General features: G+C 58.7%; 14 protein-coding genes and 1 riboswitch. Of the genes, 8 read left to right on the top strand and 6 right to left on the bottom strand.

Features of this window, described 5'->3' with window-relative positions; all coding sequences use genetic code 11:
- The first annotated feature begins 56 nt into the window (after nt 1–56).
- The gene (locus tag ABJI08_RS01575; protein ID WP_348400073.1) at nt 57–806 is read left to right on the top strand and encodes an FkbM family methyltransferase; all 750 of its coding nucleotides are present in this window, start codon (nt 57–59) and stop codon (nt 804–806) included.
- Nucleotides 807–819: 13 nt separating this feature from the next.
- Here the strand turns inward: ABJI08_RS01575 and ABJI08_RS01570 are convergent, their stop codons facing one another.
- Nucleotides 820–1,923 (bottom strand): class I SAM-dependent RNA methyltransferase, encoded by a 1,104-nt coding sequence (locus tag ABJI08_RS01570; RefSeq protein ID WP_348400072.1) that lies wholly within the window; start codon nt 1,921–1,923, stop codon nt 820–822.
- Nucleotides 1,924–2,046: 123 nt separating this feature from the next.
- On the bottom strand, nt 2,047–2,370 hold the full coding sequence (locus ABJI08_RS01565) for a hypothetical protein (protein WP_348400071.1): 324 nt from the start codon (nt 2,368–2,370) through the stop codon (nt 2,047–2,049).
- Nucleotides 2,371–2,471: 101 nt separating this feature from the next.
- A riboswitch (cobalamin riboswitch) is annotated at nt 2,472–2,675 on the bottom strand.
- An 83-nt stretch (nt 2,676–2,758) separates the two neighbouring features.
- On the opposite strand from ABJI08_RS01565, the gene smpB reads away from it, so the two are divergent.
- Nucleotides 2,759–3,238, top strand: coding sequence for an SsrA-binding protein SmpB (smpB, locus tag ABJI08_RS01560; RefSeq protein ID WP_348400189.1), 480 nt, complete (start codon nt 2,759–2,761; stop codon nt 3,236–3,238).
- On the opposite strand, the gene ABJI08_RS01555 is transcribed toward smpB, so the two are convergent.
- Nucleotides 3,221–3,961 carry a hypothetical protein gene (locus ABJI08_RS01555; RefSeq protein ID WP_348400070.1) on the bottom strand — a complete coding sequence of 247 codons (741 nt, stop codon included), beginning with the start codon at nt 3,959–3,961 and terminating at the stop codon, nt 3,221–3,223. The two genes, smpB and ABJI08_RS01555, sit on opposite strands and share 18 nt — an antisense overlap.
- 147 nt (nt 3,962–4,108) lie before the next feature.
- On the opposite strand from ABJI08_RS01555, the gene ABJI08_RS01550 reads away from it, so the two are divergent.
- From ABJI08_RS01550 to ABJI08_RS01535, 4 genes are all read left to right on the top strand, one after another.
- The gene (locus ABJI08_RS01550) at nt 4,109–4,384 is read left to right on the top strand and encodes a hypothetical protein (RefSeq protein ID WP_348400069.1); all 276 of its coding nucleotides are present in this window, start codon (nt 4,109–4,111) and stop codon (nt 4,382–4,384) included.
- A gap of 90 nt (nt 4,385–4,474) precedes the next feature.
- The gene (gene sseA / locus ABJI08_RS01545; protein ID WP_348400068.1) at nt 4,475–5,332 is read left to right on the top strand and encodes a 3-mercaptopyruvate sulfurtransferase; all 858 of its coding nucleotides are present in this window, start codon (nt 4,475–4,477) and stop codon (nt 5,330–5,332) included.
- Nucleotides 5,332–6,516: an amino acid aminotransferase gene (locus ABJI08_RS01540; protein WP_348400067.1), complete on the top strand. Its 1,185-nt coding sequence runs from the start codon at nt 5,332–5,334 to the stop codon at nt 6,514–6,516. The genes sseA and ABJI08_RS01540 overlap by 1 nt, the downstream gene beginning before the upstream one ends.
- A gap of 115 nt (nt 6,517–6,631) precedes the next feature.
- Nucleotides 6,632–7,237: an MliC family protein gene (locus ABJI08_RS01535; RefSeq protein ID WP_348400066.1), complete on the top strand. Its 606-nt coding sequence runs from the start codon at nt 6,632–6,634 to the stop codon at nt 7,235–7,237.
- 86 nt (nt 7,238–7,323) lie between these two features.
- Here the strand turns inward: ABJI08_RS01535 and hemP are convergent, their stop codons facing one another.
- A complete protein-coding gene (gene hemP, locus ABJI08_RS01530) occupies nt 7,324–7,482 on the bottom strand; it encodes a hemin uptake protein HemP (protein WP_348400065.1) in 159 nt (52 codons plus the stop codon).
- A gap of 267 nt (nt 7,483–7,749) precedes the next feature.
- On the opposite strand from hemP, the gene ABJI08_RS01525 reads away from it, so the two are divergent.
- Nucleotides 7,750–8,049: a hypothetical protein gene (locus tag ABJI08_RS01525; protein ID WP_348400064.1), complete on the top strand. Its 300-nt coding sequence runs from the start codon at nt 7,750–7,752 to the stop codon at nt 8,047–8,049.
- Between the two features lie 69 nt (nt 8,050–8,118).
- Here ABJI08_RS01525 and ABJI08_RS01520 read toward each other — a convergent pair whose 3' ends face one another.
- Nucleotides 8,119–9,459, bottom strand: a complete 1,341-nt coding sequence (locus ABJI08_RS01520) for an ammonium transporter (protein WP_348400063.1) — start codon at nt 9,457–9,459, stop codon at nt 8,119–8,121.
- 26 nt (nt 9,460–9,485) lie between these two features.
- On the bottom strand, nt 9,486–9,824 hold the full coding sequence (locus ABJI08_RS01515) for a P-II family nitrogen regulator (protein ID WP_348400062.1): 339 nt from the start codon (nt 9,822–9,824) through the stop codon (nt 9,486–9,488).
- A 256-nt stretch (nt 9,825–10,080) separates the two neighbouring features.
- Here ABJI08_RS01515 and ABJI08_RS01510 point away from each other — a divergent pair, with 256 nt between their 5' ends.
- Nucleotides 10,081–12,294, top strand: a complete 2,214-nt coding sequence (locus ABJI08_RS01510) for a transglycosylase domain-containing protein (RefSeq protein ID WP_348400061.1) — start codon at nt 10,081–10,083, stop codon at nt 12,292–12,294.
- Nucleotides 12,295–12,297 lie beyond the last annotated feature (3 nt).

Below are 12,297 nucleotides of genomic sequence, written 5' to 3'. Positions count from 1 at the left end.
AACCTTGCCGGGTATTTTTGCGCATGCTACGCCTTGCGCAACAAGGAGCCCCGCAGATGAAAACTCTGGTCAAAAAGCTGCTGACCGCTGCCGGGTTTTCGGTAACGCGGCTCGGGTCGCGGGTCGAGATTGACTCGGCCTGGGGCCCCAACATTCTGGACTATGCGCTCAAGGAGCTGGCCGCCCGCACAGACCGCCCGCTGAAAATCGTTCAGGTTGGCGCGCATGACGGGTCGGACCATGATCCGCTTCAACAGTTTTTGCTGGATAATGAGTGTCGCGCGCTTTTGATCGAACCGATGGACGCGCCTTTTGCGGTTCTGGCGGCGCGGTATGCGGGCGTGGATGCCATCACCACCACGCAGATCGCAATCCACGACAGCCCCGCAACGCTGGACATGCATTATATCGTGAACGGGGATGGTGCGCCGGACCTGACGCTGTTTTCGTCGTTTGATCACGCCACGGTGGCGCATAATCTTATGGTACGCCAACGCGAGGATGACGCGTTGAAAGATCACCACATCCTGAGCAAGCCAATCAAGGCTGACAGGTTGAAATCAGTCATGGATGCCAGCGGGTTTCAACAGGTCGACGCGATTGTCGTGGATGCCGAGGGGCTGGACTACAAGATTGTCACCAGCTTTTTGGCCGATGGTGTGCTGCCCGATATTATTCGGTTTGAATATTGCAACCTGTCGCGCCGGGACTTCAACGATCTTCGGCAGGTGCTGAGTGCGCACGGATACGAGATCGTGCGCGCTGGCGTGGACATTTATTGCCAGAAAGAAGGCTTGCTGCGCTGACCCGGGCCTGTCCTCAGGTCAGATCACAGGTGAACAGCCGCACCCTGAGCCCACCATGCAAAATTGGCGCACCGGGGGATGTCAGCGGCAGGCCGGTGGCGCGCGCCAGACCGGCTTCGGTGGTGATGATCCCAACGCGCCACCCGTCAAACCGGGTTTTCAGTGCAGTGCCCAAACCGGCATGCAGGCCATAAAGCTGCTTTTTGTTGCCCACGCGGCTGCCATAGGGCGGGTTCACAATCACAATGCCGGGTGTGTCGGTGGGCGGGGTGATGTCAGCGGCGTCGCCTTGGGCAAAGCTCGTCCAATCCGCCACCCCGGCGCGCGCCGCGTTGGCCCGAGCCGATGTCACCGCGCCTGCGTCACGATCTGAGCCATAGAACTGCACAGTCGGCGCGACAGGTGCAGCAGGTGCGCGCATCTTATCCCAGATATCTGCATCAAATGTGGTGAGATGCTCAAAGGCAAACGCACGTGACCGCCCGGGCATCAGCCCGGCAGCCATTTCGGCGGCTTCGATTGGAAACGTGCCCGAGCCGCACATCGGATCAAATACCGGTTGCGTGCCGTCAAACCCCATCTGGCGCAGGAACATGGCAGCCATGGTTTCGCGCATCGGCGCCTTGGCCACGGCTTCCTTGTGGCCGCGTTTGTGCAGGCTCTCACCCGAGGTATCAAGGCTGAACGTGACCAGATTGTCATCGATCCGCGCCTTTAGACTCACCGGCGCATCCGGGGCGCTGACGATGCCCGCCTCTTCAAACAACGCCTTTTCAATGCGTTCTGCCGCAGCGCCCGCGTGATAAACCTTTGACTTGCGGGTTGTGACCTCAACCTTGACCGGTATGTCAGGGTGCAGCACATGCAACCAACCAAATTCGCGCGCGCGCTTGTCCAGCGCGCCAAGACTCATGGCGGAAAACGACCCCAGCCGCGCCAACACACGCACCGCGCCCCGCAAGCACAGATTGGCGCGCCAGACATCCTGCCAGTTGCCGCGAAACCGCACGCCACCGGGCATCATTTTGGGTTTGGCAAACCCGGCGTCACGCACCTCTTCGACCAGCGCTTTTTCAAGCCCTGGCGCGGTCACAAGGTAAATTTCGAACTTTTTCATGCCGCCCTGCTTAACGACAAGCTGCACCCGCTTCGACCCTTTTCGCGCCCCGCCCCTTCATTTTGCCAAAAATACTCCGGGGGGGAGCGCATCGCGCGATGGGGGCAGCGCCCCCTTGCCCGCTCAGGACAGGCGCGATCCACCGGCCTCAAGCGTAATGGCAGCCGCTGGATCGGACGCAAGCAGCGCGTCAATGTCGGCCCCTTCGACGACATCGCCAAACAGATGGCAGGCCGCCTTGGTGGCATGAAACGCACCGGTGCAGGGGCGCAGACATCCGACCATGTCGACATGGCCCGAAATTTCGAAATCCTCCGGGATCATATCCCCGCCAGCCAGAATCGACCGGCACAAACGACGCGCAATTTCATATCCGGGCTGACAAGGTGCGCCGGTGTGGGGACAGATGGTACAGGTGGTGATTTTTTGAGTGACAGGCCGGTTCATGACGCCCTCCGCGATGTCTCGGGGGGGACAGAAAAGCCATCATTTTTGCGCGACGTATCGCCATAAGTCAGCCTCCTGCCGGAACACCCCGTCCGGTTTCATGGGTTCGTTTCAGTGATGGCAGGTCTCCTGACTTGCGGGTCATCGCGGGTCTGAACCTTCCCGGCCAAAGCCAGTGGCATCTCTCAGAATCGCTCGCCGCTTACAGTTGCGGGGGCAGTCGCGGAATTGGTCATAAAAGACCGCACCGTGTTCCCTTTTCCTGCCCGGAGTGTCGGACAGGAACCATCGCGCACAGTGTTAGGTTGGCCATAGCACCCTGTAAAGCGGCAAGTTGCCCTCAACAGCCATGGACAGCCCCGAATGGGCGCGGTATTCCATCCCGGCTATGGCCAAGAAAAAGAAAATCACAGACCCGAATTATAAGGTGATCGCCGAAAACCGGCGCGCGCGCTATGATTATGCGATCGAGGATGATCTGGAATGCGGCGTCATTCTGACCGGGTCCGAGGTCAAATCGCTGCGCGAAAACTCTGCCAATGTGGCCGAAAGCTATGCCGCGGTGGAAGACGGCGAATTGTGGTTGGTGAATTCTTATATTGCGCCTTATGAACGTGCCATGTTCCCGCATATGGAGCGGCGCAAGCGCAAGCTGCTGGTCAGCCGCAAGGAATTGTCCAATCTGTGGAATGCGACCCAGCGCAAAGGTATGACGCTGGTGCCGCTGGTGCTGTACTTTAACCACAAAGGTCTGGTGAAGCTGAAGATCGGTATCGCCAAAGGTAAAAAGAACCACGACAAGCGGGCCACTGAAGCCAAGCGTGACTGGGGTCGTCAGAAACAGCGGTTGTTACGTCACAACGACTGAGGCGGCGCGCCACGCGTCACACCAAAGCCTGTCCACCTCTGCCAACGCGTCCGGGTCGAATCTGTCTAGCATTTCCCAGTAGCGCCCCGTTGGGGCCACATACCCAAGCTGTTTCTCACGCTCCAGCACCGGTGCCACAAGGGCCGGGTCGGGCTGCGTCACCACGGGCAGTTCCGCCAGATCTTGCGCTAACGCGTGTGGAAACAGCAAGCGGCTGGGGGCCGTGGACAAGTTCACGCATAAACACCCCTGTTGCGCGGCCAGAAACCAAAGCCGCGCGGATTTGGCCTCAAGGTTTTGCAAGGTGATGTCTTCTCGCAGCGGATCGGCCGTGCCGGTGCCATAAAAATGTGTGTCTCCGGTGCGTGGATAAACCATATCGCAACCCATAAAGGCCATTACGCGGGGACGCAGCGCCCCAAGCGCCCAATACCCTGTGGTGAACGCCATTGTGCCCCCGGCATAAACCACGCCGCCGAACCGGTTTTGCTCGGGGATATAATCAAGATAGGTGATCTGCTGTTGATCCGGCGCCATATCCGCCGGGCGTCGCTCTGGGGCAAAATCTTCGGGGTGGATGTGGTGGGTCCAGTCCGGGCGCACACGCCACGCGTTGTTCATGGCTACAACATGATCGAATTGCCCGCCCGGCCAGTCCGCCGCAAGGGGCGCGTTGGGTCCGCTGCCAAGGATGAGGGCGATGCCGCCACTTGGGTCATTCATATTTCTGCCTCTTCCACCCAATCGGGGGAAAACCCCGAGGAAATTCCCGTTTCGACCCGTCAGACCAATCCGTAGGGTCGCCTTTGAAATGGGTACGGGTCAACCCTGTTCATCGGATCACAAATGGCCCGAACAAGAGGAAAAACGATGGAATTATTGATTTCTTTGCTGGCAGGCGCCGTTGGCGGCAACGCGGCAGCTAAGGTTGTGGGCAAGATTGATCAGGGCGTTCTGATCAACTCGATCTCGGGCATTGTTGGCGGTGGTCTTGGCGGAACTATTCTTAGCGCCCTGGGCGCAGGTGGGCTTGCCGGTGGCGGCATGGATATCGCCGGAATCATCGGCCAGCTGGCCAGCGGTGGCGTCGGCGGCGGTGTTGTGCTGGCGATTGTCAGCGTGCTGCGCAACGCGCTGGGCAAATAGGACAATTTGCGCGGCCCTGACCGGGGTCGCGCCCTTGCCTCTGCCCGCCCCCGGTAGTAGGCAGGGAACGACTCTGACTTGGGGGCTCATATGGCACAAGACGATCCCAGAACGCTGGTTTCCACACAATGGCTGGCGGCGCATCTCAAGGACCCGGACCTGCGCGTGGTGGATGCCAGCTGGCACATGCCCGCCGAAGCGCGCGACGCCAAGGCCGAGTATGACGCCGAGCATATTCCGGGCGCACGATTTTTCGACATAGACGAAATAGCTGATCTGCGCAGCGCGTTGCCTCATATGGTGCCGCCCGTGGAAAAGTTCATGTCGCGGATGCGGGCAATGGGCATTGGCGACGGTCATCAGATCGTTGTTTACGGTGCCAGTGGTGCGTTTTCCGCTGCGCGTGTGTGGTGGCTGTTCCGGTTGATGGGACATCACGATGTTGCTGTGCTGGACGGCGGATTTGCCAAGTGGAAAGCCGAAGGGCGCCGGATCGAAGATTTGCCGCCGGTGGTACGTGATCGGCATATGACGGTGCGCCGTCAGAACCAGATGGTCAAAGATGTGACACAGGTCGCTGCGGCGTCAAAGCTGGGCGATTACGAGATCATTGATGCGCGCAGCGGCCCACGGTTTCGCGGCGACGTAGAAGAGCCGCGCGCCGGATTGCGGGCGGGGCATATTCCGGGGTCGCGCAATGTTCCATTTAATGAATTGTTGAATGATGACGCCACGATGAAGACGCCAGACGCGTTGAAAGCGGTGTTTGAAGCGGCAGGTGTGGATTTGTCAAAACCCGCGATCACCACCTGCGGATCGGGCGTCACTGCCTGTGTTCTTGCCCTTGCCATGGAGCGTTTCGGCAAGTCCGACTACGCGATCTATGACGGTTCCTGGACCGAGTGGGGGGCCTTTCCCACTCTTCCCATTGCCACTGGAGAAGCCTGATGCTGACCAACCTGAAAGAACAACCCAAGGATAAAATTCTGGGACTGATGGCCCTGTATCGTGAAGACCCGCGCCCGACCAAGATTGATCTGGGTGTTGGGGTCTACAAGAACGCTGAGGGCGTGACGCCGGTGATGCGCGCGGTCAAGGCGGCAGAGCGCAAGCTGGTCGAAGAGCAGACCAGCAAATCCTATGTTGGACTGGCGGGTGATCCGGCCTATGCCGAGGCGCTGAGCGATCTTTTGCTGGCCGATAGCGTCGACCGCGCCCGGATGGCGGCGGTTGCCACCCCCGGCGGCACCGGTGCCGTGCGTCAGGCGTTTGAGCTGGTCAAGCTGGCCAACCCGGATGTGCGGGTGTTTGTGTCGGACCCGACATGGCCCAACCACGTGAGCATTCTGGGCTATCTGGGCATTCCGGTGGTCAAGTATCGGTATTTTGATTCCGAGTCCCGCGGTGTGGATTTCGAGGGTATGATGGAAGACCTTGGTGACGCGACGCCCAATGACGTGGTGTTGTTGCACGGGTGTTGTCACAACCCGACCGGGGCCAACCTGAATCTGACGGAATGGCAGGCGGTGATCGATCTGATCAACGACAAAGGCTGTTTGCCGATGATCGACATTGCCTATCAGGGTTTTGGCGATGGTCTGGAAGAAGACGCAGCCGCCACTCGTCTGGTGGCGAGCTCGGTGCCCCAGTTGTTGATTGCGGCCAGCTGTTCAAAGAATTTCGGCATCTACCGCGAGCGGACCGGGTTGCTGATGGCGATCAGCGCCAAGGCTGGCGACACGGCGATGACGCAGGGCAATATGAATCACCTGAACCGGCAGAACTTTTCGTTCCCGCCGGATCATGGCGCGCGCGTGGTTACAACAATTCTGACGGATGATGCGTTGAAGGCCGACTGGATGTCCGAACTGGAAGAGATGCGCAGCGGTATGCTGGGTCTGCGACAGCAGCTTGCCGACGAATTGCAGCGCCTGTCCGGGTCCGACCGGTTTGGGTTTATCGCGCAGCATCGTGGCATGTTCAGCCAGATCGGCACCACGCCTGATCTGGTCGAGCGGTTGCGGGCGGAACATGCGATTTACATGGTCAGCGACAGCCGATTGAACATCGCCGGGTTGAACGCACAAAGCGTTCCGATTTTGGCCAAGGCGATTGTCGACACCGGAATTTGAGCAGGCCTTATCTGCGATAATTATTTAGAAACGCGTGCCGGAAACGGTGCGCGTTTTTTGTTTCGATGTTTAGGTAATTGGCTTAGCGTCTGGACGCGCGCGAAAGGGGTTTGAGATGAAATACGTGTTATTCTGGCTTGCAGGTTTAGCTATGACGGGACCCGCGTTGGCGGGCGATCCATCTTTTGACTGTACAAAAGCTGCAAGTTCCGCTGAAGAGGCGATTTGTGCGTCGGATGATCTGGCCGCGCTGGATCAGGAGCTGACCCGGATTTACCGATTGGCGGTGCGGGATGAAACGCTGAGCACCGAACGGGTGGCCGAGTTGAAAACGACGCAGCGCGGGTGGATCAAAGGGCGCGACGAGTGTTGGAAATCTGATCTTGGGGTCGAAACTTGTGTCGCGGTTGAATACGGGTATCGCATTGCCGAAATCCGCACCGGATACGCGGCAGCGCGGGACGGGGACAACACTTCGATCGGGCCGTTTGCCTATGTGTGCGAAGGCATGGACGTTCCGCTGAGTGTGGTGTTTGTGAATGCGGGCACCGCGCGTGCGGTGATCACATGGCGCGACGGGGCGCAGGTGCTGACGGCCGGACCAACCGGGTCAGGTGTGCGATACGAGGCGTCGGACATGGTGTTTCACACCAAGGGGGATGCAGGCATGCTGACCCTGAACGGGCAAACGATGGATTGCCGTCAGGACGACATAGGATAGCGCGCCCGTGTGGGTGGCGCGGGGCGTTTTGTCACCCCGACCGGTTCAGGCCGGGCCGACGTCTATGTGGATAAATCGCGACACTGCTATTTCGTTAGCAACAGCTTTCCGGCGCGGGTGATGCGCAGCGTGTAAAGCTGATCGCCAAGCTGAATATGAGCCAGGCCATTGTCGCCTGTCAGGTGGGCGGCGTTGTGCACCGGTGTGCTCTCTGGTTGAGCTGTAAGTGGCAGTTGAATTGTCATTTTACCCTCGTTCGATACGCGTTTCCGGCTGGCTTTCCGCGAGGTCGGCTGGCGTATACTTTAATCTGACAAAAACAGTCGGATAAGTCAAGCTGGATTGAAGGCCTGTGTTCACGGAATTTCGAGAACCCGTCAAACTCTTGTGATTTCCCGCCATTGGCAGTTTTGAACCCTGAAAACAGGGGAGGGGGTGCCTATCTTAATTTCATAGTCAAGTACACCACTCACTCACGAAACCCGGTTCGCACCCAAAGAAAGGAACCCGATATGGTCAAACGCATGCACGCCGCCCTTTTGAAGGCTCTGAGGCTTTCAGAGCGTCCTGATGGATGGAAACATCTTGCTGCAACGCCGTCGCGGGGACCTGACGGGGTGCGGGCCGGACGCACATGGAGTGATCCACATTCCGGATCGCTTGTGAGCCTCTTGAACAGACAGATTGCAGATGCACAGGCGCGCCTGAAGGGTCTCAGCGACCCGGTCGAGCGACAGTCACAAACGCGGCTGATCTCGGAATTGCGCAAGCATTTGCATTTGGAGTTGAAACCTCAGCACGTGTGCGCCTGAGGGGACAGCAGAAGGCCCGGGCGATGGGGAGCCCGGGCCTTACTTTTGTTTAAACGATGTCCGGCAGGATTAGCCGTTGGTGAACTCGGGGTAAGCTTCCATACCCAGTTCAGCCATATCCAGACCGTTGATTTCGGTTTCTTCGTCAACCCGCAGACCCATGGTGGCCTTGAGGATGAACCAGACCACACCCGAGGTCACGACAGTGAAGGCACCGACGACGAGGATCGAGTAAAGCTGAACACCCAGCGATGCGTCAGAGTTGGTGAAGACAACCGCGATGGTGCCCCAGATACCGCAGATCAGGTGAACCGGGATCGCGCCAACAACGTCATCAATCTTGAGCTTGTCCATCATTGGGATCGCGAAGACTACGATCACACCACCGACTGCACCGATCAGAGTGGCTGCGCCCAGAGTGGGGGTCAGCGGTTCTGCGGTGATCGACACCAGACCAGCGAGCGCGCCGTTCAGGGTCATGGTCAGGTCAGGCTTTTTGAACATGATCTGCGAAACGATCATGGCTGCGATGGCGCCACCGGCGGCGGCTGTGTTGGTGTTGGCAAAGATGCGCGATACGTCGGCAACGTCACCAATTGTGCCCATGGCCAGCTGAGAGCCGCCATTGAAGCCGAACCAACCGAGCCACAGGATGAACGTACCCAGAGTGGCCAGAGTCAGGTTTGAACCGGGGATTGGAACGGTTTTGCCGTCTTTGTTGTATTTGCCGATACGTGGTCCAAGGATTAGCGCGCCGGTCAGAGCGGCCCAGCCACCCACAGAGTGCACAACAGTCGAGCCAGCGAAATCAAGGAAGCCTTTTGCGTCAAGGAAGCCACCGCCCCATTTCCACGATGCCTGCAACGGATAAATCACACCGGTCAGCACGATCACGAAGATCAGGAAGGGCCACAGTTTGATGCGCTCAGCCAGCGTACCTGACACGATCGAAGCCGTGGTGGCACAGAACATCAGCTGGAAGAAGAAGTCCGAACCGGTGGAGGCGTAGGAGTAATCGTCAGCATCGGCAGCAGAAACGCCGACAGCTTCGAGAACACCGGGGCCCCAGACGCCGGACAGGACGCCGTCAATCGACCATGTGCCCAGTGGGTACATCAGGTTGTAGCCGATCAGGTAATAGAAAATGGCGGCCAGCGAGAACAGTGCAACGTTCTTCATCAGCTGCATGGTCACGTTCTTGGAGCGCACAAGACCTGCTTCGAGCATGGCAAAGCCTGCGGCCATCCAGAACACAAGGAAACCACCGATCAGGAACAGCAGCGAGTTCAGGATAAAGACCGAGTCGGTCGACGCGTTCACGCCAGCCGTGGGACCTTCGTCCTGAGCCATGCCCATCGCCGGCAGCGCGATAAGCGCGGCGGGCAGAGCGAATTTCATAAGGGTATTCATAGTCTGTCTTCCTTCCCTTGGGACGCTTAGATAGCGTCCGCGTCTGTTTCGCCGGTGCGCACGCGAATGGCCTGCTGCACGTCGAGTACAAAGATTTTGCCGTCGCCGATTTTTCCGGTCTGAGCTGTTTTGGTGATGGTTTCGATAACCTGGTCGGACATGTTGGCCGGTACGACCAGTTCGAGTTTGACCTTTGGTACGAAATTCACCGCGTATTCCGCGCCGCGGTAGATTTCTGTGTGTCCCGACTGAGAGCCGAACCCTTTGACCTCGGTGACCATCATGCCGCGTACGCCGATGTCGGTCAGCGCCTCGCGGACCTCCTCAAGCTTGAACGGTTTGATCGTTGCGATAATGAGTTTCAACTTACTTCCCTTTCCGTTGCGAGGGGTGTCCCGCGAATTGTGCAGGTGCAGAAAAACCCGGGTTGGGCGGGGAATCGAAGAGCTGGCGCCTGAAAAGGTCGCGTTTGTGTGTGTGAATGATTAAAATTTGAGCGAAGAAGTGCGATTGCACAAAAAATAATCAGATAAGAAACGCATTCTGCCCGAACGATGGCTCAACAACCCCGGCATTTAGGGCTAGAGTGACAAAAAACAACGTGCCGGGCAGAACAGCAGCATGAGTGATTCAGGACGCAAGAAACCGCCTCTCGTGGCGGAAAGACGCTATGGCAAGTCGTCTAAACCGACGGCAAAGCCAGCCAGAAAGGCTGCCCCTAAACCGACGCGTAAAGTGGCGTCAAAAGGGGCATCGGCCAAGTCCAAGCCCGCTGCGCGCAAAGCCAGCCCAAAGAAACGCAAGTCGCCAAAGAAAAAGCGCAACCCGGTGGTGGCATTCTTTCTGAGAATTCTGCGCTGGATCTGGGGGATCGTGTGGGCGTTTACGTGGCGCATTGGTCTGATCTGTGCGCTGATTTTGGGTATGGCGGTCAGCTATGTCTATGTGAGCCTGCCGGACGTGACCGAGCTGTTGGACGGGCGGTCGCGCGGATCGGTGACGCTGCTGGACCGCGACAACAAGGTGTTTGCGTGGCGCGGTGATCAGTTTGGCGGCGTTGTGACGGCGGATACGATCAGCGAAGATCTGAAAAACGCGGTGATTGCGACCGAAGACAAGCGGTTTTACCGCCATTTTGGTGTCAGCCCGCGTGGTATTGCCAGCGCGGTACGCATCAACCTGAGCGAAGGGCGCGGCCCGCTGAGCGGGCATGGCGGATCGACGATCACGCAGCAAACCGCCAAGCTGATGTGTCTGGGTGTGGAATACGTCGAATCCGACTGGGAGAGTGAAGCGGATTATGTGCGTGATTGTCGGCGCGGGTCGTTGTGGCGTAAAGCCAAAGAGGCGATTTACGCACTGGCGATGGAGGCGAAATATACCAAGGACGAAATTCTGTCGGTCTATTTGAACCGCGCCTATATGGGGGCCGGGGCCTATGGCGCCGAAGCCGCCGCGCAGCGGTATTTCGGCAAACCTGCGGCCAATCTGAGCCCGGCAGAAGGTGCGATGCTGGCCGGATTGCTGACCGCGCCGTCATCATTGGCGCCAACCGCAAACCTGCAACGGTCACAGGACCGGGCGGCAACCATTCTGCGGCTGATGAATGAACAGGGCTATTTGTCGGATGAAGACACGGCGCGCTGGCAGCAAAATCCGGCGGTGTTGTCAGCAGCGGCCGAGGCCAAGGCGGGTGGTTATTTCGCCGATTGGGTGATGGGCACAGGACCCGAGTTTTTCACGCGCAACACCACCGAGGATGTGGTTTTGAAGACCACCATGGACCCGCGCATTCAGAAAGCTGCCGAAGAGGGGCTGAAATGGGTGTTCGACAATAAGGTCAGCGAAGGCTCCAAAGCGCAGGCTGCTATTGTGGTGATGAGCGCGGATGGCGCGGTGCGTGCCATTGTCGGCGGGCGGCGCACCAAAGTGTCCGGCGCGTTCAACCGCGCGACGCAGGCGAAACGTCAGACAGGATCGGCGTTCAAGCCGTTTGTCTATGCCACCGCGCTGGATTTGGGCCGGCATGCGTTTGATACGGTGATGGACGCGCCTTTTTGCATGAACATCCCCGGGTCGGGGCAATGGTGCCCCAAGAACTATACTGGTAAGCATTACGGCGAAGTGTCGCTGGCCTTTGCGTTGCAGAATTCGCTGAACGTTCCGGCGGTGAAAGTGGCGGAGGCGGCGGGGCTGGAAAACGTGCGCACCGTGGCTGAGATGTTTGGCATTCAAAGCGATCTGGCGGCAGGTCCGGCATTGGCGCTGGGCGCGTCGGAAAGTTCCTTGCTGGAAATGACCGGTGCTTATGCGGGCATTCTGAACGGCGGTTCGTCGGTGACGCCTTATGGGCTGATCGAGCTGCGGTTGCTGGGCGATGACAACGCGTTGATGGGCACAGGCGGTGGTATTGGTGAACGTGTGATCAGCGATGCATCTGCGCGCGAGTTGATCTGGATGATGGAGAAAGTGGTGAGCGACGGCACCGGCGGGCGGGCGAAAATGCCCGGTTGGCAGGTGGCGGGCAAGACCGGAACCACACAAGCCGCGCGGGATGCGTGGTTTATCGGATTTACCAACGAATATGTGGCAGGCGTGTGGATGGGCTATGATGACAACACGCCGCTGACCGGGGTCACGGGTGGTGGATTGCCAGCAGACATCTGGCGCGAGGCCATGGTGCGCGTGCATGAAGGACTGACGCCGACGCCTTTGCCTGCCTTTACACCAGCGCCGCCCAAACCCAAGGCCCAACCGAAGGCAAAAAAGAAGAAGAAAAAGGGCTTGGATGACGTGTTGAACGGGATCATCCGCGACATTGTCGGCAACAATTAAAGC

This window comes from Shimia sp. (assembly GCF_039969785.1).
Classification (GTDB): domain Bacteria; phylum Pseudomonadota; class Alphaproteobacteria; order Rhodobacterales; family Rhodobacteraceae; genus Shimia.
Note: the sequence above shows the minus strand (reverse complement) of the source record. Positions and strands in the feature narration are given on the sequence as shown.